Origin of the sequence: Photorhabdus laumondii subsp. laumondii, from assembly GCF_003343245.1 — a bacterium.
GTDB lineage: Bacteria > Pseudomonadota > Gammaproteobacteria > Enterobacterales > Enterobacteriaceae > Photorhabdus > Photorhabdus laumondii.
In genome coordinates this window covers 3,463,672-3,486,992 of the sequence record NZ_CP024901.1, presented here as the reverse complement: position 1 = coordinate 3,486,992, position 23,321 = coordinate 3,463,672, and the positions used below count along the sequence as shown (strand labels likewise).

21 protein-coding genes and 1 pseudogene are annotated in these 23,321 nt (G+C 40.1%); 16 read left to right on the top strand and 6 right to left on the bottom strand.

Translation table 11 applies throughout. From position 1 onward, the window contains the following. Positions 1–424: 424 nt before the first annotated feature. From PluTT01m_RS15370 to PluTT01m_RS15340, 6 genes are all read left to right on the top strand, one after another. On the top strand, positions 425–775 hold the full coding sequence (locus PluTT01m_RS15370) for a hypothetical protein (RefSeq protein ID WP_011147202.1): 351 nt from the start codon (positions 425–427) through the stop codon (positions 773–775). A 280-nt stretch (positions 776–1,055) separates the two neighbouring features. After that, complete coding sequence (locus tag PluTT01m_RS15360) at positions 1,056–1,673, top strand: adenosylcobalamin/alpha-ribazole phosphatase (RefSeq protein WP_011147200.1); 618 nt, start codon at positions 1,056–1,058, stop codon at positions 1,671–1,673. A gap of 4 nt (positions 1,674–1,677) precedes the next feature. After that, the gene (gene cobT / locus PluTT01m_RS15355; protein WP_011147199.1) at positions 1,678–2,727 is read left to right on the top strand and encodes a nicotinate-nucleotide--dimethylbenzimidazole phosphoribosyltransferase; all 1,050 of its coding nucleotides are present in this window, start codon (positions 1,678–1,680) and stop codon (positions 2,725–2,727) included. 321 nt (positions 2,728–3,048) lie between these two features. Further along, positions 3,049–3,363, top strand: coding sequence for a hypothetical protein (locus tag PluTT01m_RS15350; RefSeq protein WP_011147198.1), 315 nt, complete (start codon positions 3,049–3,051; stop codon positions 3,361–3,363). Positions 3,364–3,761: 398 nt separating this feature from the next. Continuing rightward, positions 3,762–4,241, top strand: coding sequence for an Hcp family type VI secretion system effector (locus PluTT01m_RS15345; RefSeq protein ID WP_011147197.1), 480 nt, complete (start codon positions 3,762–3,764; stop codon positions 4,239–4,241). A gap of 7 nt (positions 4,242–4,248) precedes the next feature. Continuing rightward, the gene (locus PluTT01m_RS15340; protein WP_011147196.1) at positions 4,249–5,079 is read left to right on the top strand and encodes a DUF4225 domain-containing protein; all 831 of its coding nucleotides are present in this window, start codon (positions 4,249–4,251) and stop codon (positions 5,077–5,079) included. On the opposite strand, the gene PluTT01m_RS28265 is transcribed toward PluTT01m_RS15340, so the two are convergent. After that, positions 5,067–5,471, bottom strand: a complete 405-nt coding sequence (locus tag PluTT01m_RS28265) for a hypothetical protein (protein ID WP_011147195.1) — start codon at positions 5,469–5,471, stop codon at positions 5,067–5,069. The genes PluTT01m_RS15340 and PluTT01m_RS28265 overlap by 13 nt on opposite strands. Positions 5,472–6,002: 531 nt before the next feature. Further along, positions 6,003–6,404 carry a hypothetical protein gene (locus tag PluTT01m_RS15325; protein WP_011147193.1) on the bottom strand — a complete coding sequence of 134 codons (402 nt, stop codon included), beginning with the start codon at positions 6,402–6,404 and terminating at the stop codon, positions 6,003–6,005. A 979-nt stretch (positions 6,405–7,383) separates the two neighbouring features. On the opposite strand from PluTT01m_RS15325, the gene PluTT01m_RS15315 reads away from it, so the two are divergent. Next, complete coding sequence (locus tag PluTT01m_RS15315) at positions 7,384–8,031, top strand: hypothetical protein (RefSeq protein ID WP_011147191.1); 648 nt, start codon at positions 7,384–7,386, stop codon at positions 8,029–8,031. Positions 8,032–8,124: 93 nt separating this feature from the next. Here PluTT01m_RS15315 and eutC read toward each other — a convergent pair whose 3' ends face one another. The 3 genes from eutC to eutA all read right to left on the bottom strand — a co-directional run bounded on the left by eutC (position 8,125) and on the right by eutA (position 11,803). Then, positions 8,125–8,883 (bottom strand): ethanolamine ammonia-lyase subunit EutC, encoded by a 759-nt coding sequence (gene eutC, locus PluTT01m_RS15310; RefSeq protein ID WP_369931607.1) that lies wholly within the window; start codon positions 8,881–8,883, stop codon positions 8,125–8,127. Between the two features lie 118 nt (positions 8,884–9,001). After that, complete coding sequence (locus tag PluTT01m_RS15305; protein ID WP_011147189.1) at positions 9,002–10,363, bottom strand: ethanolamine ammonia-lyase subunit EutB; 1,362 nt, start codon at positions 10,361–10,363, stop codon at positions 9,002–9,004. A gap of 12 nt (positions 10,364–10,375) precedes the next feature. Further along, positions 10,376–11,803 (bottom strand): ethanolamine ammonia-lyase reactivating factor EutA, encoded by a 1,428-nt coding sequence (eutA, locus tag PluTT01m_RS15300; protein WP_011147188.1) that lies wholly within the window; start codon positions 11,801–11,803, stop codon positions 10,376–10,378. 315 nt (positions 11,804–12,118) lie between these two features. On the opposite strand from eutA, the gene cobA reads away from it, so the two are divergent. The 5 genes and pseudogenes from cobA (at position 12,119) to cobO (ending at position 16,124) form a co-directional block, all read left to right on the top strand. Then, a complete protein-coding gene (cobA, locus tag PluTT01m_RS15295) occupies positions 12,119–12,901 on the top strand; it encodes a uroporphyrinogen-III C-methyltransferase (protein WP_041380961.1) in 783 nt (260 codons plus the stop codon). A gap of 31 nt (positions 12,902–12,932) precedes the next feature. Continuing rightward, on the top strand, positions 12,933–14,006 hold the full coding sequence (gene cobD / locus PluTT01m_RS15290) for a threonine-phosphate decarboxylase CobD (protein ID WP_041380149.1): 1,074 nt from the start codon (positions 12,933–12,935) through the stop codon (positions 14,004–14,006). Next, positions 13,999–14,859, top strand: a complete 861-nt coding sequence (locus tag PluTT01m_RS15285; protein ID WP_041380147.1) for a GHMP family kinase ATP-binding protein — start codon at positions 13,999–14,001, stop codon at positions 14,857–14,859. The genes cobD and PluTT01m_RS15285 overlap by 8 nt, the downstream gene beginning before the upstream one ends. 19 nt (positions 14,860–14,878) lie before the next feature. After that, a pseudogene (locus PluTT01m_RS15280) lies at positions 14,879–15,508 on the top strand (NAD(P)-dependent oxidoreductase); the annotation flags it as partial. Positions 15,509–15,566: 58 nt separating this feature from the next. Then, positions 15,567–16,124, top strand: coding sequence for a cob(I)yrinic acid a,c-diamide adenosyltransferase (gene cobO / locus PluTT01m_RS15275; RefSeq protein ID WP_011147183.1), 558 nt, complete (start codon positions 15,567–15,569; stop codon positions 16,122–16,124). Here the strand turns inward: cobO and PluTT01m_RS15270 are convergent. Continuing rightward, positions 16,117–16,284, bottom strand: a complete 168-nt coding sequence (locus PluTT01m_RS15270) for a hypothetical protein (protein ID WP_041380957.1) — start codon at positions 16,282–16,284, stop codon at positions 16,117–16,119. The genes cobO and PluTT01m_RS15270 overlap by 8 nt on opposite strands. A 745-nt stretch (positions 16,285–17,029) precedes the next feature. On the opposite strand from PluTT01m_RS15270, the gene PluTT01m_RS15265 reads away from it, so the two are divergent. The 4 genes from PluTT01m_RS15265 to PluTT01m_RS15250 all read left to right on the top strand — a co-directional run bounded on the left by PluTT01m_RS15265 (position 17,030) and on the right by PluTT01m_RS15250 (position 23,044). Continuing rightward, positions 17,030–17,668: a hypothetical protein gene (locus PluTT01m_RS15265; protein WP_011147182.1), complete on the top strand. Its 639-nt coding sequence runs from the start codon at positions 17,030–17,032 to the stop codon at positions 17,666–17,668. 1,185 nt (positions 17,669–18,853) lie between these two features. After that, positions 18,854–20,338 (top strand): pyocin knob domain-containing protein, encoded by a 1,485-nt coding sequence (locus PluTT01m_RS27605; RefSeq protein ID WP_011147181.1) that lies wholly within the window; start codon positions 18,854–18,856, stop codon positions 20,336–20,338. Positions 20,339–20,420: 82 nt separating this feature from the next. Beyond that, positions 20,421–21,836, top strand: a complete 1,416-nt coding sequence (locus PluTT01m_RS28090) for a tail fiber assembly protein (RefSeq protein WP_011147180.1) — start codon at positions 20,421–20,423, stop codon at positions 21,834–21,836. Positions 21,837–22,279: 443 nt separating this feature from the next. Then, positions 22,280–23,044, top strand: a complete 765-nt coding sequence (locus PluTT01m_RS15250; RefSeq protein WP_011147179.1) for a hypothetical protein — start codon at positions 22,280–22,282, stop codon at positions 23,042–23,044. The last annotated feature ends 277 nt before the right edge of the window (positions 23,045–23,321 follow it).

Below are 23,321 nucleotides of genomic sequence, written 5' to 3'. Positions count from 1 at the left end.
GTTCTCTGCCTTTCTTCTTTTTTCTTCTTTTTTGTCAGTATCAATCTTTGCTCATTGGCTTGTTGTTGGAGGTTCTGACCGTTTGATCTGTAAACTCCGCATATGCTGAAAGCGTTAGCGTTGGGTGGTATGGCAGGCAGAAAACAACAGGGCAATCGGGCATTTTTATAACAATAGGTTTAGGTCTTTTAGCTGGCATAGTTTATTCTTCCCAAGTCCTTATCTGGATTTCGTCGTACTTTAAGGTCTCCAGGCGGAGGTTTCAACATGAGGATGATCTCCTGTGGGAGTCTTGTCAAACGGTTATGCGGAAAAACTTATACCCTATGGATTTCAAGATGTATTGCGGCGGCAAGGGAGTGAGTTCCCCTTTGTTTATAAGTTAAGAAACTCATTAAACGAAAACATTTATAATAGTGATTAAATGAAAGACAAAAACAAACTTATTAAGAAGTTGGAAACAATAAATGCTGATACTTTCTTCAAGTTCTTGGACGCGAAGAAAGTAACTCGAATATGCCCGATGTGCCACAGTGTTGGTGAGCAAGTTATTGCTGAGACAAGCAAAGCTGCGGTTGCTGACTTGCTTCATGGGCAATCGGTTAGCAAAACATTTGTTACTTTTTTCAGACACGCACCAGAACAACCTACCGACAGTGATGCTAATTATTATTATAAACTCAGCTGTGATAATTGTGGCTATATTACCACTCATGAAGTCAGATCTGTGCTTCATTGGTTGAGTCAGCAAGAGAAGGAATCTCATGATGAGTAATATATCTTATATGAATTGTTCGCCCGTAAGGGCAAGCATATTCGTAAGTGCTTCGGCACAAAGTCCGAAGCGCAACAGTATGAACGTTGGGTAATCGCTACCCAAAACGGTATTAAATCAATGATTCCCAAGCTAGCAAAAAGGCTGGCGAGATATGTACTACGACACACATTCGCAAGTCATTTTATGATGAATGGGGGTAACATGCTAAAAGACGAGTCTGAATCTACGTGTTTTTGAATTAACAGCTCTTAAACACATCTGAGATAGAGTAACAACAATGCGACTATTTTTGGTTCGGCACGGTCAGACGGAAGCGAATCTGAGTGGTGTTTTCTGTGGTATGACGGATGTGGAGCTGACTGAAACGGGGATAAATCAGGCTCGGCAAGTTGCCCGTTATCTATCGGCAGTAACATTTTCGCAAGCGATAAGCAGCGCGTTACGGCGGGCGCGTCATACTGCGGAGATTATTCTGGCCGGTCATTCGTTATCAGCTAATATTGATACACAACTCAATGAGATGCATTTCGGCGCATGGGAAATGCGCCATCACCGTGATTTGCAACATGAAGACGCAGAAGCTTGGGCTGCTTGGTTAGCCGATTGGCAACAGGCATCCCCGACTGGCGGTGAAACTTTCTCAGCATTTGCGGCCAGGATAGAGAACGTGGTTCAGCAACTGTTGACACCAGAAAGTCAGGATAATCTGTTGCTGGTTGCTCATCAGGGAGTATTGGGCTTGTTACTGGCGCGTCTGTTGGCTATACCGCCTGCTGCTATGTGGCACTTTCATTTTGAACAAGGAACATACAGTGTCGTGGAAATCCAACATGGATTTACTACCTTGCGAACATTTAATAACCGGACTGACTGGCAGCTTGAGACACGGAAATAACATCATGCAAACACTTTCATCGATCATTAATGCGATTGTGCCGTTGGATAACGTTGCGATGGCGCGTACCGCTACTCGATTGAATGGGCTGGTTAAACCAACAGGTAGCTTCGGGCGTCTGGAACATCTGGCGATTCAGCTAGCTGGCATGCGGGGATTATCGGGTCATCATATTGATCGTAAGCAGATTATTGTGATGGTCGCTGATCATGGGGTTTATGACGAAGGCGTGACTATATCGCCCAAATCAGCAACGGCTATTCATGCACAGAATATGATGAAAGGGATTACCGGTGTTTGCGTGTTGGCGGAAAATGCGGGTGCTGATGTAAAAGTTGTGGATGTGGGCATTGACAGTGATCCTGTGCCGGGATTAGTGAACATGAAGGTGGAGCGTGGCAGTGGCAACATTGCTCAAGGGCCGGCAATGAGCCGCCAGCAAGCCGAAGATTTGTTATTGGCAAGCGCATGTTTAACGCTGGAACAGATTACAAATGGCGTGCAACTGTTTGGTGTGGGCGAATTGGGTATGGCGAATACCACACCGGCGGCGGCTGTGGTCAGCGTCTTTACGGACAACGATCCACAACAGATTGTCGGCATTGGGGCTAATTTCCCAAGTGAACGCCTGCATCATAAAGTGGCGGTTGTGCGACAAGCGATTGAAATTAATCGGCCTGATGCCAGAGATAGCATTGATGTATTGGCAAAGGTTGGTGGTTATGATTTGGTGGGTATGGCGGGCGTAATGCTTGGTGCTGCCTCTGTCGGGCTGCCAGTGATTCTGGATGGTTTTCCTTCTTATGCGGCGGCGCTGGCCGCTTGTCGAATTGCACCCGATGTGCGTCATTACCTGATCCCTTCGCATTTATCGGCAGAGAAAGGCTCAATTATTGCGTTGCAACACCTGCAATTAGCGCCTTATTTGCATTTGGACATGCGTTTAGGGGAGGGGAGTGGCGCTGCGTTGGCTATGCATCTGGTGGATGCGGCTTGTGCGATGTATAACAATATGGGGCTACTTGCTGAAAGTAATATTGTGTTGCCATTTTAGTTGTCAGGATAATTTGATAACCCATATTGATTGCTGGCAAATATGAAACTCTCCCGTTCTGTTGAGTGAAATCTCGTATACGGTGAATTCGTATATACCCTATGGATTTCAAGATGCATCGCGGCGGCAAGGGAGCGAATGCAGCCAACAAAGAGGCAACTTGAAGGATAACAGGTATATCGTATTTCCTTTCCTTTCCTTTACTTCACTGATAAATTTCAATATTTAACTGTTCATGGAAAGTGTTAAGTTAAATTTGATAGGTAAAATCACCTGATTATATATGCCAACAAATAACAGCTATAATAAGGAAAAAATAAAATGTCATCGAAAATTATATATATAAACCCTAATCAATCTTTTGAAATCTTTAAGCACGGAAATATAATATTTCCCAATGGCTATCCTGAGGCAATTATAAAAAACAATGGCCCGGCACCCATTAGGGTGATAAATTACTGGGCTCCTCCGATTGGAGATTATAATCAATATAACTATATTGATGTTTACCCCGGTGAGACGAAAACGCTTCTCGCACCTGTTAACGCTGTTTATTTCTATAAAATTATAGTCACCAATCTTAGTCCTATTTACAACACGGAAATTGAAGTGACATCGCAGTTTTGGAATTGGTAGTTGAACTTTCATGGAGCATATTTTAAGAGTTTCACTATTTACCAAACTAAGCAGGAGGCAGGTTTTAACCTGCCATCCTCTATTTTAGTTGATACTGAATTTCGCTCTTTTTGATTTTTTTATTCTTGAATAATAACTTTAAGTATTTCAGGTAAATATATCTCGTAATATTTTCTTGCCAATGACTTCCATCATACGTAGTTGTTTTGGGTTTCAAGGTTAATTTAAGTAGAATATTTACAGTAGTTGAATTCTATTCCTAACACAAAATGGTTAACGAAATTTTTATTGCCATGAGATTTATCACATTCTTCTAAAATAGAATCAATACTTATATTATATTTCTTATCAATATAATATATATTCATGCTTTGAATATTACTGAAAAATGGCTTTCTATGGCGAATATAATCTATTTGGAAATTAAGGGTGATAAGCAAGGTTTGATATCACAAGGATGTTCAACGGTTGATTCTATTGGTAACACATGTCAGCTTGGTCATGAAGACCATATATTTGTTTATGAATTGACTTCCAATATAACCAGAGGTCAACATGTTAACCATCAGCCGGTTGAGATAAGAAAGCCAATAGATAAATCTTCTCCTCTGCTGGGATTGGCTATAACGAATAAAGAATCGCTACAATGTATTTTTTATTTTTATAGAACATCCACTAAAGGTGGTTTAGAGCTCTATTATAAAATAAAACTCACTGGTGCATATATCTGTGCATTGAATGGCTTTTATCCAAACTCATCTACGCATAATGAATGTCAGCCACAGGAGAGTTTATCTTTGATGTATAAATCAATAACGTGGGAACATATTATGTCCGGCACCAGTGCATATAGCATATGGGAAGACAACGTTTACTGAGGATTTTATGAAAGGGATATCTCATCTTTCTTATGATTTAAATAATTACGCTTCGTCATTGAAGCGTAAAGCACACTTGGCTGCTAGCTTTTTTATAGAAGATAGCCAATTGAGAATGTCATATTTAAAAGAAGTTGATGACTTTGTTAATATAAAAACACGTGAATTTAAAAATACATTTGATGTAAATGAAAAAAAGAGATTGATTTATGCAGTAAAAGATGAATATGAAATAACGGAAAAAGAATATCAGGCTTTAAGGCGTAAGGATTATACCAAATATATTGTAACCGATATATTTGAAGATCAGGGCGTAGTTAAATACGCAAAAATAGGCGGTGGGGTTGTTGCTGGTATTGCTCAAACAGCTGCTGGTATTGCTGTAATTAATTCAGGGAGAATTGTAAGATCTAAAAGGGTTCAATTAATGGGTGCTGTGCTAGTTGCTCATGGAGGTAGTAATTTTTATGAGGCTATTAGTCCGATCCTTTATGAGAATCAAAAAATAGGTTTGGTTAGGAAAGGTTATCGATATGCCTCTCATGCTTTAGGTTATGGTGATGATGTAGCTGATGTTGCTTATAGTTCAGTTGATCTCGTAGCAAGTTTATATGGGACTTATGGAGTGCTCAAGCTTAAACCGGTTAAATCCAAGAATAATATATCAGGAGGCTATTCTGTCAAGCCGGGGACAGGGAAATTGTTCAGATATATTAATTCGGATCTTGCCAGAAAATGGCAGCTAACACCAAAGCCTATGTTAACCATTCAAGTATTAAGTAGTGGATATAAAGTCAAACTTTTGATAGATGACATAAATAAACTTCATGACGATTGAAATTTATTTTTTATTTTAAAACGAATATAGAAAATTAACAATTTTGAACCTGTAATTAAATTACAGCTAACGGAGAAGCTGTAATAAATAAAAGCAGAGATCGCAAAGAATAAGTAAATTGAAAACATTAATGGCACTCCATATGCCATATCACTGAAAAACATACCTAATATCATAAATAAATAAATTGTGGTTAAATATATTAAAGGTATGGCTATTTCGTCAGCTATAAGTAATAGATACTGACAAAAACAATCTGTTTTGCTCTGGTATTTATCATAAATATCAGGTTCGTCTTTATATAAGATAATAAAGTTTCGCTTTATCTTAAGTAATTCTTTTAAGCTGAATCCACTATTTAATATTAATTTTCTTAAGTCAATTAGGTTCATTTATTCATGCTCGATTTTATTTGGTTTTATAATTAGTTGTTTTTATCATGTTTTATTGGTTAACTCAAGGATTTAATTTGTTTTTTTATTTTAAAACGAATATAGAAAATTAACAATTTTGAACCTGTGATTAAATTACAGCTAACGGAGAAGCTATAGTAAATAAAAGCAGAAATGGCAAAGAATAAGTAAATAAATGACATCAATGAAATGCTATATGTTTTTTCGCTGAAAAACATGCCTGTTATTATAAATAAATAAACTGGGGTTAAATATAGTAATGGTATGGCGATTTCTTCAGCTATAAATAGTAGATAATGACAAAAACAATCTGTTTTGCTTTGATATTTATTATAAATGTGTGGGGCATCTTTATGCAGGACAAGAAAGCTTCTCTTTATCTTAAGTAATTCTTTTAAGGTGAATCCATTATTTAATATTAGCTTTCTTAAGTCAATTAGGTTCATTTATTCATACTCGGTTTTATTTGGTTTTATAATTAGTTATTTTTATCATGTTTTATTGGTTAATTCAACGATTTAATTTGTTTTTTATTTTAAAACGAATATAGAATATTGCTAATTTTAATCCTGTGACAGGATTACAGCTAACGGAAAGACTATAATAAATCGAGAACGAGCTAAAAAAGAGTAAGTAAATGAATGACATTAATGAAATACTATATTCCTTTTCACTGAAAAGCATACCTGATATTATAAATAAACAAACTGAGGTTAACATTATTAATGGTGCAGCAACTTCTTCAGCTATAAATAGTAGATAATGACAAAAACAATCTGTTTTGCTTTGATATTTATCATAAATATCAGGGTCATCCTTGTGTAGAATAATAAAGTTTCTCTTTATCCTAAGCAATTCTTTTAGGGTGAATCCACTATTTAATATTAATTTTCTTAAATCAATTAAATTCATTTCTTTAAACTCATTTTTCTAACTCTATAAATTGCTTACCGTAAAATACTTATTCTTTATAACTGTTTGAAGTTTTCTTTTATTTTGAGACGAATATAGAAAATAACTAATTTTATGCATGTGAAAAAATTATAACGATAGCGGTGATAAAAAGATTTATAGCATATGCATATTATTGTTAAAATGATATAAATGATCGATATTAATGATAAATAGGATATTGAATTTTCGTCATAGAGGAAAATCTCCATTATTATGCAACCTACATACATGAGAGAGAAAAACAACACGGGATCGCCGGCATCTTCAGCAAGCACTATTATAACGTTGTAAATGTTATCGCTTTTTGTATAATACTTTATTACATATCTTCTTTCATCATCGTCAAGATTTTTAAAGGTTCTTTGCAGCATAAGAAGTTCTTTAAATGTGAATCCACTACTGAGGGTTAATTTTCTTAATTTTTCCAAATCCATCTATTCAATCTCATAATATTTTGTTGATATAATGAATTAGTATAACATAATTATTATCTTATTATACCCGTCATCTTTCAAGTTGCCTCTTTGTTGGCTGCACTCACTCACCCCGGTCACATAGTTCTCTATGCTCCCGGGGATTCGTTCCCTTGCCGTCGCGATGCATCTTGAAATCCATAGGGTATATACCTAATAAATGCTTTCTTTAGATCTGTTTTTAGAAAATTTGTTGTACTCAGTAGTATGGTACTGCCATTGTAATAGAAATGAGAGAAAAAAATGTTATCAGAATAGATAATGAGGAAAAAACAGTATCTGATTTTGGCTATTACATGATTGAATGAAAAATTATATACGATAAATTTGTTTATCGTATTCCTTTTACTTCACTGACAAATTTCAATATTTAACTGTTCGTGGGAAGTGTTAAGTTAAATTTTACAGGTAAAACTACCTATTATATATATTACTAAACAACAGAAATAATAAGGAAAAAAATAATGTCATTGAAAAAAACTATCTCTATAGCTCCTCTTGGAACCGTTGAGATTTATAGTAATAGCGATATTGTAATACCAAGTGTTGCCCCAACGGCAATTATAAAAAACAAGAGTATGGTACCAATTAGGGCTATCAATTACTGGGCTGGTTTGATTGGAGATTATCAGCAGTATAGTCATGTTGATGTTTATCCTAGCGAACTTAAAATATTCGTAGGACCAAGTGACCTTTTTTACCGCTATAAAGTTGTAGTCTCCAATCTTAGCAATACCGAAAATGCAGAAATTGAATTTGTAATGGACTCTTTGTGGAAAAAATATGGAATGCCAACAAAAATGGTATATATGAATTCTAACGAGCCATTTGAATTTTATAGTAAGGGTAATGCAATATTCCCCACTGATTTCTCTGACGCAATTATAAAAAACAATAGCGTGGCATATATTAGGGCTGTAAATTTTTGGGCTGGTCCACTAGGGAATTATAATATGTATAGCTATGTTGATATTTCCCCCGGTAAGACTGAAATACTTGCATCACCTCCTAATATTGTTAATTACTATAAAATTGTATTCACCAACATGAGTAACTATGTTCAAAATGTAGAACTTGAAGTTATATCGCATTTATTGTCGGGCTATGATTAATAAATCAGGGGGCAGGTTCTGGCCTGCCATCCTATTTTTTATCTTTATATTGATGATTTTCTTAACGAGGTAAAAGGGGTATATACCCTTCCATCAACGACTAAGAGCAATGCCGGAAGCTTGCTGTTCCAGCATGTTTTTAGCTAAATCGACAATAATTGCCGCGGCTTCGATTGGGGGCGTGCCGCCACGATGAATATTAGAAATACAAGTGCGGTCAGCTTCAACCGTTTTTTCTACAGTTGGTTGGTAAACAGCATAGCAGGAAAGACTTTCCGATTGCCCTAATCCGGGGCGTTCTCCAATCAATAAGACAACTACCTTAGCTTTGAGTAACTCGCCAATTTGATCTTCGATTTTAACGCGACCATAGCGTACAAAAAACGGCGTACCGATGCACATTCCTGCTTGTTCCAACCCTTTTAACAGAGGTGGCACAAGATCTTCGTAGTTGGTGGTAATGGCATCAGTAGACAGGCCATCGGAGATAACAACTTGTACATCGGGCGCTGTTTTACACTGTGTCAGTAAAGTTTCTACCGCATTCGCACTGAGTTTTCGCCCTAAATCCGGGCGAGTCAGATAGAGATTTTTGTCGCTGACTTGAGATTGCACTTCTAGCAATCCTTGTTTCTCTATCCATTCAGTCGGGACCTCTTTTAACACCGTATCTTTAGAACGGGAGTGATCAGCCTGAAAACGCAGTAATGCCTGAGTACGTGGGCGTGGACCACTGCGGCCGGTACCGACTCTCGCCACCGTGCTGCGGCGTAATTCCTGTAAGACTTCTATCCGGTTCGGGTTTTGGACACCGATCCACTGTTTGGCTTCTAAGGAGCCTAAATCCGGCATACAGCTTTCAATTTCGTTAGTGATTTCAGGGGATGCATGGGGTTTCAGATTAGATACCCGCTCGCTTACATTCTTTTCAATTGTTTTTTGGTTCATGATGATTTATCTCAGCAAAGAATCAGAAAAAGAACGATGCATCGCCCGCCCGTGATGTTAAGCGGCCATTTGCCATCAGCCCCATCTGTTCCAGCCAGCGTTCAAACTCGGGTGATGGGCGCAGATTGAGCAGATGGCGGATAGTGGCGGTATCATGGAAAGCCGATGTCTGGTAGTTGAGCATAATGTCATCACCGAGCGGCATGCCCATGATGAAATTACATCCTGCGGTTGCCAGCAGGATCATCAGGTTTTCATTCTGGTTTTGATCGGAATCTGCGTGGTTGGTATAGCAGCAGTCACATCCCATTGAGACACCGCTGAGTTTTCCCATAAAGTGATCTTCTAATCCGGCACGGATAATCTGGCGATCATTGTAGAGGTATTCCGGCCCGATGAAACCGACAACGGTATTGACCAGAAATGGGTCATAGTGGCGTGCTAAACCGTAGTTTCGTGCCTCCATTGTCACTTGATCAGCGCCAAAGTGAGCACCGGCGGAGAGAGCAGAGCCTTGTCCGGTTTCAAGATAGAGGCAGTTATCGCCAGCAAGACGGCAATATTCCGCGCCAACGGCACGTGCTTCATCTAACATAGCCAATTCTACGCCAAACTCTTTTAGCCCTTTTTCACTACCGCAAATACTTTGGAAAATCAAACCGCCCGGTGCACCACGCTTAATGGCTTCTATCTGGGTCGTGACATGAGCTAAGACACAGCCCTGTGTTGGGATGGAAAATTTGTCGATTACCTCATAGAGGGTATCTAGTACACGGGTGAGGTTTTCTACATCGTCGGTTACCGGGTTGACGCCGATAACTGCATCACCCACGCCAAACGATAGTCCTTCGTAAATTTGGGCCAAAATGCTTTGTACATCGTCGCGGGTATCGTTAGGTTGCAGCCGGGCGCTGAATGTTCCCGGCGTCCCAATGGTGGTGTTGGCTTTTTTGATCACCGGCATTTTTTTCGCGCCATAGATCAGATCCGCATTGGAGCTGATTTTTGCCACGGCGGCAACGACTTCGGAACTGATTCCTTTACGCAGAAAGGCGATATCATCCACGCGGGTATCATCGCTGAGTATGTATTCGCGTAGTTCACCAATGCTCCAGTTTTTTATACCGGCGTAGGCAATTTCGTTAATGTCATCCTGAATAATGCGAGTCACGCAATCCTCTTCATAAGGAATGATCGGATTCATGCGAATATCCGCAATCGTCATTTCCGAGAGGACATGTTTAGCCGCTACGCGTTGTTGGGAACTTTCGGCCGCTACCCCGGCTAGCACATCCCCGGAACGCAATTCGTTCGCCATTGCCAGCACCTGTTTGACATCTTTAAACTGATAGGTCTTACCAAAAAGCTGCGTTTTCAATTTCATGTTTACGCTCTCTCAGGAAGGAAAAGCCAGTGATTTGATAGTGACGGGAACCACAGTGCCATTAAATAGTGGCGTGCCAATGTCGATATAATCCCCGGTGCGGGTGATCACTTCATCAATAACCGCCAGCGGCCGTTCTCCCATCAGAGGATGTAACAGCATACCCAATGCCTTACCAAAGTCTTGGCCTGCAACGATGAGCAGCGGGTGAGAAGAGGGATAGCGTGCGGCAAAGTTCTGTAAAGCGGTAATGCATGTCTGCACGGCGGCATAATTCACTGGCAGGGCATCGGGCAGGGCCAATGCATATAGATCCTGCTCAGCATGCAGGTCCATTTGTGTCAGTGCTTGTTGCCAGGCTTCTGCCAGTGATTCAGTGGCTTCTGTGTCGGGATGGACGACGGGAATATTGCGCAGGGGTAGCGATAGTGCATCAAGCCAGATAGTGCTGCCGGATAACGATAATGTATGAGCGCCGGCGCCAATGACGGTAGCGCGCACGGTTTGTTTTGGCATTTGCAGCGGCAGTTTGGCGAAATCATTATCACGATGGATAGCTTGTGCCAGCAATGGCCCTAAATCGTGAAAACGGAATAGGTCATGCTCCGATGCTTCACGATAACATTCTCCTACCCCGCCGGAGAGGGTGACTGCGTAGAGTTCATCACAATTTAGTTCATCACAGTTTGGCAGCGGCTCGGTCATCAATAATTGTTGAGCCAGTGGCGTAAGTTGTCCGGTAACGACTTCCCACAGCAATTGCGACATCCGCATAGCAATTTGCTGTAATTGCGTGGCTGTCAGATGTTGAATATCGGTATTTTCGCCAAACAGTGAATCAACGATGCGTACTCCGGGCGGATGTGCGCGTAAAACGTTCCCTTGAGGATCGGTTTCCAATAAACGGCCGCCGACATTTAAGCAAGCGGAGGCGATAAGTCGCCCGGCATCGAATAGCGCGTAGTTGGCTGTGCCGCCGCCGATGTCAATGTTGAGCACTCTGGCCATTTTCTGCTGTGAAAGAGCTTGAGCGCCGGAGCCCAAACCGGCAATCATTGATTCCAGATGTGGCCCTGCTGTTGCGACAACAAAATCCCCTAATTTTTGTGCCAGCGTCATAATCGCAGGGCGTGCATTGCATGTTTTCGCGGTTTCGCCGGTAATGATAACCGCGCCGGAATCGACACTTTCCGGCGCGATGTTTGCGGCCTGATATTGTGCCTGGATCAGACTGAACAGTTCGTCTTCACGCAATTGTCCGGCGAAGTCTACGGGGGTAAATAACACTGGGCTTTGCCAGATGATCTCGCGGCGAACAAACTCGTAGCGTGGCACTTGTGATACCGCTGCACGGTTCACCAGTGACAGACGCGAAAAGATCACTTGTGTGGTGGTGGTGCCGATGTCAATACCGACACTGAATAACTCCTTGGCTTCCATCGCTACGCCTCTTGTCTGCAATAAGGCGTATGTTGGCATTTTTTTTTATCAATCAGTATTAAATATCGGCAATTTGGTTGGAAAATCAACTGTGGTCACAAAAATATTAGGGGTCATAATAAAAATGGCGTAGATACAAGATGCAGGGCGAAGTTGCTAAGAGAAACAAGCAGATAAAGTAACAATGCGTCAGAACCGAGGGTTATCGTCAATACATTAATAAAAATGAAGAATTATTGATCTTACACCAGATCGTGTTGCTGGCTATCGGTTATATATCTTCCAACAGACTTTCGTTACAGGGTGAAAAATATGATGAATAGCGGAAAAGTTTGGTTGGTCGGTGCCGGTCCCGGCGATGCGGCGCTAATTACTGTCAGAGGATTACACTGTATCCGTCAGGCTGAGGCGCTGGTGTATGATCGATTAGTCAGCCCGGACCTGTTATCCGAAGCACCTGATGATTGCAAAATGATTAATGTCGGCAAAACGCCGAACTATCACCCAGTGCCGCAACAGCAAATTAATCAGATCTTGGTAGAGTGTGCGCAACAAGGGTTAAATGTCGTCCGGCTAAAAGGAGGCGATCCTTATGTGTTTGGGCGTGGTGGTGAAGAAGCGGAAGCTTTAGCACTGGCGAAGATCCCTTTTGAAGTGGTACCGGGCATCAGTTCATCCATTGGTGGTCTGGCTTGTGCCGGGATCCCGGTCACCCATCGTGATTATGCCTCAGGTTTTCATGTTGTTACCGGCCATCTGCGTCAGGAAAATGAATCACAGGATTGGGCGACACTGGCAAAGTTGGAAGGTACGTTGGTGATCTTAATGGGAATGACTCAACTGGCGAGCATCTGTGAGCAACTGATCGCAGGCGGTAAAGCGCCGACAACGCCGGCGGCGGTTGTGATGTATGCTAGCCATCAGCAACAGCAGGTTGCCAGCGCAACCCTGCTAACGTTGGCTCAGCAGGTAGCCGCTCAGGGATTGAGTGCACCAGCATTGATTGTGATTGGTGATGTGGTGCGTTTGCGGGAAACACTGGCTTTTAGTCGGGATCATCTATTGTTGTCTTCTGTTCCATCACTGATGGCACTCTGATTCTCTGTTTAACATTTGGGGATAATATTTGATGAGCGAACATGGCGGTAATGTGCTGGAAATGGCGCTGAAAATCGGTGTTACAGTCGAAGAGATGATTGATTTCAGCGCAAATATCAATCCGTTAGGAATGCCGGAATCCTTGAAAACGGCCATTATCGACCAATTGCAATGTGCCGAGTACTATCCTGATACAGAATATCGCCGGTTACATGCAGCGTTAGCGCAGGCTCATCATTGCCCTGTCGAAAACCTGATGGCGGGTAATGGTGCGACTGAATTGATTTATGCGGTGGTGAATTATCTTAAGCCGCGCCGAGCCATGTTGTTGATACCGGGATTTGCTGAATATCGGCGCGCCTTGCAGCGCGTGGATTGCCAGATTGATGAGTATGTGATGAGTGAAGCGGATAGCTATCAACCTGATGAACGCTTGTTGATGGCATTAGAACGCCATCGGCCTGACTGTTTGTTTCTTGCGACACCGAACAATCCGACGGGGTTGATGCCAGATGCTGTGCTATTGCAGGCAATATTTGAACGTTGCCGTCAGCATAATATTGCGTTGATTGTTGATGAGGCGTTTATCGATTTTCTCCCGGATATTGCTGGATTTATTCCTCAGATAGCGCATTTTCCTCGTCTTTATATTCTACGTTCACTGACGAAATTTTTTGCTATTCCGGGGTTGCGCCTTGGTTATCTGGTCAGTAGTGATGTAATGGGGATTCGGGCGATGAAGCGCTGGCGGGAGCCGTGGACCATTAATGCTTTCGCGGCGTTGGCGGGTGAAATGGTGCTTAATGATAACGCTTACATTCAAGCAACACACCGCTGGTTAGCTGAGCAACAACGTTGGCTTTATCAGGCATTAGCTGCATTACCGGCATTACGTGTTTGGCCTCCCTCGGCAAATTATATCTTCCTGCGTTGCCTGCGCCCAGAAATCGATCTTCAACACGCATTGCTGAAACAGAGAATATTGATTCGCCATTGTGCTAATTATCCGGGCTTGGATGCGGCTCATTATCGGGTCGCCATTAAAGGCGAGCATGATAATCGCCGTCTGGTATCGGCGTTACGTCAGGTATTCGGTTATGGCTGAAGCGCGTTGTCCTGCATCGTGTGGTGAACTTATCCAAGGGTGGATTCTTGGTGGTGAGAAATTGATCTCTTGTCCGGTGAATTGGTTCAGTGAAGTGTCTGTTACAGATGGCGTGCCGGGAAAAGATGAACGTCCCCGTATGCGCCAAGTGATGAAAACTGTTCTGGCGTATTTTGGTTTGTCGGTGGAGATGGCGCGAGGTTTACGGATCGCCTTGACTTCTACGATCCCGATGGCAAAAGGGCTGGCAAGTAGTACCGCTGATATTGCCGCTACAGCGCTGGCGACGGCGCGTTATTTGGGGAAAACACTTGATGAAACGACACTGGCTAGCTTTTGCGTACAGCTTGAGCCTACGGATAGCACGTTGTTCAGTCGGCTTACCTTGTTCGATCATCAAACAGGTACCACGCAAATTGCTTGTGACTGGCAGCCATCTATAGACATTTTGTTATTGGAAAGCCCGGAAATCGTGATCACAGCTGATTATCACCGTTTAGATCGCCATCCGGCATTACTGGAAAATGCCTCCGTGCTAGAGCGTGCTTGGAAACTATTTTGTCAGGCTGTGACTACTCGGAATTACTGGCGGTTGGGCGAAGCCACGACGCTCAGTGCGCAGGCCAGTCAAAAGTTGTTGGTCAAACCGGCGTTTGACAGTTTGTTGGAATTGGTAGAACGGAGTGGGATCTACGGGTTGAATGTTGCTCATAGTGGCAGTGTCGTCGGATTATTGTGCGATCGTCACCATCATGATGTTGAATATCTATGCTGGTGGCTGAAACAGAGGGGCATAATTCGTTTTTATCCCCGTCAGCACTTGCTGACCATGATTCCGGGTGGTGTGCGTTAACGATAGGAGGAGATTTATGTTGGATTATTTGCCGATGTTTTGTCAGATCCGGGATAAAACCTGTCTGCTAGTTGGAGGAGGTCAGGTAGCCGAGCGTAAAGCGCGTCTGTTATTAGATGCTGGCGCACATCTATTAGTTAACGCACGGGAATTTACCCCGCAATTTAAACTATGGGGGGATAACGGCCAAGTAACACTCATTCGCGGTGAGTTTGAGCCTCACTGGCTTGAGCATTGTTGGCTGGTGATTGCTGCTACTAATGATGCGGCGGTGAATAGCTATGTGTGTGATTGTGCGACGGAGCGCCGCATTTTTTGTAATGTGGTAGATGAGCCACAGCAAGCCAGTTTTATCACACCGTCAGTGATTGATCGCTCACCCTTGGTGATTGCTATCTCCTCCGGGGGAAACGCGCCGGTATTGGTCAGATTATGGCGTGAAAAACTCGAACGGCTGCTGCCGATGCATCTTGGTCGTCTGGCCGCTTACGGTGGGACACTTCGCCAGCGGGTAAAACGACATTTTCATCATTTGGCGGCACGTCGTCACTTTTGGGAGCGGTTTTTCACTAATGAGCGATTAATGCAATCGTTGGTCAGTCAAGATCATCAACAAGTTGATCGGGTGGTAGAAACATTATTCTCTGAGTCATCTCAAGCGAATACAAACAAAACAAACAGTTGACTAATATATTGGAGCTGGACAAATGAGTGAGGAGCGATATAAACAGAGAAAACAGCGGCAAAAAGAGAGATTTATGGCACAAGTTGCAGCCGCTCAAGAAAACCGGGGGATTGTCATTATCTATACCGGTAATGGCAGAGGGAGAACCCCCGCAGCAATGGGAACGGTTACACGAGCGTTGGGTCATGGATTAAAGGCTGGCGTTATCCAATTTATTCGCGATGAATGGTCAGCCGGTGAGCGTGTTTTGTTGCAGCAGCATGGAGTAGAATTTCAGCTAATATCAATGAACTTGACTGGAGAAATGCAAAATCGTGCTAAGGATATTGCTGCTTGCTCTGAGGTTTGGCACCACGCGCTGCGCATGATGCGTGATCCTGAATTATCATTGGTCGTGCTGAGTGAATTGGTTTGCGTGATAAATAACGGTTATCTATTGCTAGACGAAATTATCAAGGCATTAAGCGAACGGCCAATTAATCAGACGGTAATCATTACCGGACAAGATTACCCTACTGAATTAATTGAATTGGCTGATACGGTTAGTGAAATGCGTCCGGGAAAATATGTTTTCACTTAATTATGCGTTTTCCGGTCACCACATCAGATGAAGAGTGATTCATGTTTTTATCTTGTTTAACCAATGCATTAATTTCTCTCATGGTGATATTTGATATTGTGCCAGATTGATGAAAACGCTCAGCCATTTTCTGCATTTTGATGAGTCGATTATTATTCATTATATGTTACCTCGATTAATAAATCAGATGATATACCCGTCATCTTTCAAGTTGCCTCTTTGTTGGCTGCACTCTCTCACCCCGGTCACATAGTTATCTATGCTCCCGGGGATTCGCTCCCTTGCCGCCGCGATGCATCTTGAAATCCATAGGGTATAAGTTGTCTTCAAGATTACTATTATTGATATTAACAAATTTTTTGGCTAATAGATTATAAACTTTCAACAGTTTATTGGGAATATCTTGAGTTAGTGAATTGTTGTCCATGAAATCTGCGAAATCATCAGTGGTAAAAATTTTCATTGAGAGTATTTATTATTAAAATTATAATTAGCCAAATGTGATTATATTTTTGGGTGTTAAAAGTATACTGGATAATTATTTTTCAAATAATTTAAGGTTAATAATAAAGTTTTCTCCTATGTTTACTTGGATTAAGTATATAAAAACCAATTAATATTGAGGTGATTAATTAATTGGTTATGATGAACTTTATTGGATATATATTCCATAAAGCTTGATAATACATGAAATAAATTCCATACAATATATTCCACTATCCAATAATTTTAATTTATTTACAAGTTGGGATTTATATCTAATATTGTCGACGGAATAGATATAACGTTAATTTAAGTTTTGATATGTGAAACGAGTTCACGTAATCCATATCATATTTTGTCGCACACTGTATTAAGTTTCAAACAACGCATGGTTATTTAATTTATAAATTAAGAGGTTTAATATGTCTATTGAAAATACCGATATAGCTGAACAAACAACTGGTAAAGATTCAGTTGTACTTGGACATGCAGAAGCGCCGGCAATACATTCTATCGCAATTGGTGCTTCACCCCGAAATTCTAAAACCATCAGTGAAGCGGCTATTGCCATTGGGCAAAATCAAATTGCGGGTAAACAAGGTGATACGAAAGTCATTTGGCCTATTGCGATTGGGGCTGATTCTGTATCCAATGGCTTGGCTTCTATCGCTTTGGGACAAAAGGTGACGGCGAGTGCGGCTCAGGCCGTGGCGATTGGTCAACACGCTTCTGCAACAGAAAAAGGGAGCATTGCATTAGGTGCAGATTCTATTGCTAATAAACCGAATGTTGTTTCTGTAGGAAAAACCGGCCATGAACGTAAGATTATACATGTTGCGGCTGGGGAGATTTCAAATCACAGTACTGAGGCGGTTAATGGTCAGCAGTTACATGCTGAATCGGCAAGGATTGATATATTATTAGATGCAAAGAATAAGGAATTGGAAGAGAAGGTTCAATCTCTGGAAAGTGATATAGCTAATCTTACTCTGCTGGTTCAAAATAGTGTGGATGATGTTGCATCATTGAAGAAACGACTTCTCGATGCGTTGAATTATTAATATCTGTTGGTTGTTATTTCATATATTCTTGGCTATTAGGCTGAGAATATATGATAAATGATTTAGTAGCAGAGTTTTTATTTATCGATTGCTTATTTACCTCCAATATTGAATCTCTTAGGCTAATAAAAGCCAGCTTGGAAACTGGCCTTTCACGCATCGGTTAAAAAGCAGACTTACAGAAAGCAAGGTGTTGACAAGTAGACAACGACACTATGAACACTTGATATGAAAGATGTAACAGATTTCATGATGAATTCTCTTTATTGGTAAAGTGTGATTTGTTTCACGAAAATCTAAATTGTGGCTGAGATTTTAATCAGAAAAACTTCAGAGTCAAGCAGTTTTTAAAAATTATTTTAAAGATTAAAATAATTTTGTGTCGGGTGTTTTAGGTGATGAAGTGAGCGTATCTTGCGGGGAGAGGATACCAAGCGATATGACTGACAATTGCTTTTAAGATTACAAATGCAGTTGGCAGTTGTTACATGAGAGGACAATGGAACATGATAGCTAAGCAGTCGTTATCGGTTTGGCATCAATCTAGTGAGACAAAGCCGTATTGAAAGGGTTTAAAGATACTCCTCTCATTTTTGATGTTAATTAGTTTAAGCCACCAAAGTAGAAATAAAGTTATATGATTTTGACATATTATTGAGAAGGCGCAGTCTATTTAGACTGCACTTTGATCCAATAAAAAATCGTGTAAAAAATAGAAAATGTGTTTACAACAATGTTAAAAGTACCTCTGTACTATAATAAATTTATTTTCATCCATTTTAATTGATGAGTTGTAATAAAAATACTTGTGATTATTGTTTTTATATTATTTATTTAATAAATCTGAAAAAGAGGCAACTTGAAAGATAGCGGGTATATACCGTGGTTTTATTTGTGCTGGAGTTATAATGCTAAAAAATTTAATTTGGAATATGAAATATAAAATAAGTAATGACAAAGTGAAATAATTTTAGATGTTGAATATGAATGCTATGAATATATTCTCAGTTGAAGTTTGTTGGTTTTTTTCTTGCCGTCAATGATATAAAAATAATTATTCTTCTAAGTTAGAAGAACATTTTATTATTATTTTTATGAATTAAACTATGGCTGCTGTAAATTATGAGTGATTACTTTAATAATAATTCAATATATTAATTATAATATTTAATCTAAGGGGTGTATATGAGTACTAAAAATGATTTTAAGGCTTTTTCTATTAGTAACAATGCTAATGTAGTGAGTCAAGAGAAGTATGAAAAAGATCAGAGTTTGCAGGCGGGGTTTCCACCAGATAATATTACGAGTAATCTGCTAAACAAAGTATTACGTCAATCGTCAACAATCGCATCTGTCGTGGCTAATTTTATTGCGACACAATCTGGCGGTGATGTTCTGGATGATGGAGATGTAGCTAAACTTACCGAGCAATTAAGTAAGGCTTTAAAACAAAAAATTACAACAGAAGTTCCTAATGCTTCATTAACACAAAAAGGCATTGTTCAGCTTACTAATGTACTGGGCGATAGTGACACATTAGCGGTTACGCAAAAGCTTGCTCAGGAAATAGTAAACTCATTGCGTGAAAGTATTAATGCTAAGGTATCCAATACCCGAAAAATTAATGGAAAATTACTGTCTGAAGATATCACCATTACTTCTCAGGATATTTTGGGTGGGCAGGCGATTAGTTTAGGTGATAAGGCAGATTTAAATAGCTACAAAATACCGGGAATTTATCATCAAGAATATGATGCTCATGCCAAAAATGGCCTTAATTATCCTGAATTTCTTGCCGGCGCTCTTGTTGTATTGAAATCGGCTGGGACGGTTCAACGCTATTTTGTCTATAATAGTAGTCGAGTATATACACGTAGTCAGTTTCATGATAATCCGTGGACACCTTGGACGAGAGAGTATAATACGCTGAATAAACCGACGGCTGATGAGATTGGCGCATATACAAAAATAGAATCTGATTCTCGATATATTGCGGGAATTCGCAGGGTGAATGGAAAATCTTTAGCTACGGATGTCACTATTACTTCTCAGGATATTTTGAATGGGCAGGCAATTAGTTTAGGTGATAATGTAAATTTGGATCACTGTAAAACACCAGGGATTTATTATCAGGATTATAATGCTCATGCTAAAAATGGCGTCAATTACCCTGAACCGCTTTCGGGTTCGCTTATTGTGTTGAAAGCGGCTGGAATTATTCAACGTTATTTTGTCTATAATAGTAGTCGTGTATATACACGTAGCCAATTCCATGATAATGCTTGGACACCTTGGGCTCAAGAATATAACACATTGAATAAACCTGCTGACAGGGTTATTAGCGGGTATACAAAAGCAGAAGTCGATAACCTCGTTAATGCTAAAGGAAATAAAAATACAGCGTTGAAATCAGTGAATGGTTGGTGGAAGTGTGGGGATACAGGGGTAATTTATCAGTGGGGGATTGTAAATTGGGCTGCACATGATACACCAGTTAATTTTCCTATTCAGTTTCCTAATGCTTGTGTAAATGTTTCGTTAACATTAAGTGATAAATCTAACCTGGAATCATCATATAATGTTGTTGCAAGACAATTGTCTGTAACAGGATTTAGTTATTGGGCATACGAGACTGAAAGCTCTGCATTCTGGTTTGCAATAGGATATTGATATGTAATTTGCAATGCAAAAATAGATGTTTTTATTTTTGAATTTCCTCTCAAAATAATATGATTCAATTTGAGGATTGTATATGAGTGCCAAAAATGATTTTAAGGCTTTTTCTATTAGTGATAACGCTAATGTAGTAAGCCAAGTAAAGTATGAAGAAAACCAGAGCTTACAGATTGGATTTCCACCAGATAATATTCCGGTTAATCTGTTAAATAAGGTATTACGTCAATCGTCAACAATATCATCTGTGGTAGCTAATTTTATCGCGACACAATCTGGTAATGATATTTTGGATGATGGTAATATAGCTAAACTTACCGATCAACTAAATAGGGCCTTAGAGCAAAAAATTGCAGCAGAAGTTCCAAATGCCTCATTAACACGAAAAGGTATTGTTCAGCTTACCGATGTAGTGGGTAATAGTGATACATTAGCGGTTACGCAAAAGTTGGTTCAGGAAATAATAAATTCATTACGTGAAAGTATTAATACCAGAATACCAAATACCCGAAAAGTTAATGGGAAAGTATTAACTGAGGATATTAATATTACTTCTCAGGATATCCTTGCCGGGCAGGCGCATAGTTTAGGTGACAATGCCAATTTGGATAATTATAAAATACCGGGGATTTATCACCAAGAGTATAATGCTCATGCCAAAAATGGTAATAATTATCCTGAGTCGTTCGCTGGTTCGTTGGTTGTATTGAAAGCGGCCGGGGTTATTCAACGTTATTTTGTCTATAACAGCAGTCGGGTATATACACGTAGTCAATTTCATGAAAGCCCGTGGACGCCTTGGACGCAAGAATATAACACACTGAATAGACCTACTGCTGGAGAAGTGGGAGCATATGCAAAAGCAGAATCTGATGCTCGATATATCACAGGACTCCGAAAAATTAATGGAAAAGCGTTAGCTGCGGATATCAATATTACTTCTCAAGATATCTTCGCCGGGCAGTCGATTAATTTAGGTGATAACGCGGATTTAAATAGTTATAAAATACCTGGGATTTATTATCAAGAGTATAATGCTCATGCCAAAAATGGCGCGAATTACCCTGAGCCGTTTGCGGGTTCGCTTATTGTGTTGAAAGCAGCAGGCGTTATTCAACGTTATTTTGTTTATAACAGCAGTCGGGTATATACGCGTAGCCAATTCCACGATAGTCCGTGGACGCCTTGGGCGCAAGAATATAACTCATTGAATAAACCTTCTGACAAGGCTGTTGGGGAGAATATGGAAGCAGAATCTGATAATATTTATGCTGCAACCAAAGAGGAATTAATACAGCAAGCAGAACATGAGAAGTCTCAGTTATTGACTAAAGTTAATAATCTTGTTGCTCCACTACAAGATGCTGTTGATTTAGGCGTTGCTTCCGAAGCAGAAAAAGCCGCTCTACTGGAATGGAAGAAATATAGGATAATATTGAGCAAAGTTGATATTTCATTGGCTCCTGATGTTGAGTGGCCGGAGCAGCCGAAATAATGAAAAAATGATTTGAATAAACAGAGCATTCATCCAATAGTTTTGTTGATGTTGGGGAGAAGATACTGAAATATTCAGTCTGGAACTTGAAATAGAAAATTTGCAATAGGAAATTAAAGAGAGGAGATAAGAGTAATTTTTTGATATTAAATTGCCTGTTTCAGCCAGTTATAAAAATAATTAACATTCTAAATTGCGAGAATATTTAATTATTGCTTTTTTGAGCTGGATTTTAATCTACATGAATTAATATATACCCTATGGATTTCGAGATGCTTCGCGACGGCAAGGGAACGAATCCCCGGGAGCATAGATAACTATGTGACCGGGGTGAGAGAGTGCAGCCAACAAAAAGGCAACTTGAAAGATAACGGGTATAAATCATTTATATAATGATCCAATATGTTAATTATAAAATAATATCTTTGATCTAAGGGGGATATATGAGCGTAAAAAATGATTTTAAAGCTTTTTCTACTAGTAATAATTCTAATGTGGTAAGCCAGCAACTATATGAAGAGACTCCGGAATTATCGACTGGATTTCCACCATATAGTGTTCCCACTCATGTGTTAAATAAAGTATTGCGTCAAACGTCAATAATGGCATCTGTCTTGGCTAATTTTATTGCGGAACAATCTGGCGAGGATATTTTGGATGATGGTGATATAGCTAAACTCACTGCACAATTAAGTAAAGTCTTTTATGTTGGAGCTAAGCGGCCGGGTGATATCTATTTATCTGCACATCCGGCGTCAGATTTAGCTAAAGGAGAGTATATTGCGAATGGTGATGTTCACCTAATTGATTCTGTTGTTGGTAGAGCATTAAATAATTTATCTGATGCATATAAGGCAGCATGGGGGATTAAACAGACTGGTGATAAAATCAATCTCCCTAATTTGTTTGTTGATGGACGAGGGATATTTGTACGCGCTGGTTTGCAACCTGGTGTGATGCAGGAAGATGCGATTAGAAATATTACAGGTAATCTGGGATGGCAGGGGCATGGGCTTTTTACTCGTACCAGTGGAGTATTTTATGGTGTTAGGAGTACGGCAACAGTTATTGCTGCGGGAACGAAGGTTCATAGTAATCATGGATATTCAGCATATGCTACTTTTGATGCATCGAAGGTAGTACCAACGGCAGACGAAAATCGCCCGCTAAATATTAGTATGATACCGGTAATTTATTTAGGTGTATAAGATAAGGATAAATTATTATTTTGACAGTATTAGGTTAGTATCTATTTATTGGATTATTTGATGCTAATTAAGGTAGTAATCCCTCGGTGAATGCTTTAAGAATATAGCCAGAATTTAAATATGGATTTTGGCTATATATTAATAATATGGGAAGTGATAAGGAAAAATCGCTGTTAACGGGCCTGAATAGATAGCCTATTTATTCAGGCCATTTTGTTGGTGTTATAATTAGTATATTGAAAGGTTATGTTCGTGACTTAAAGATAAAATAATTGAA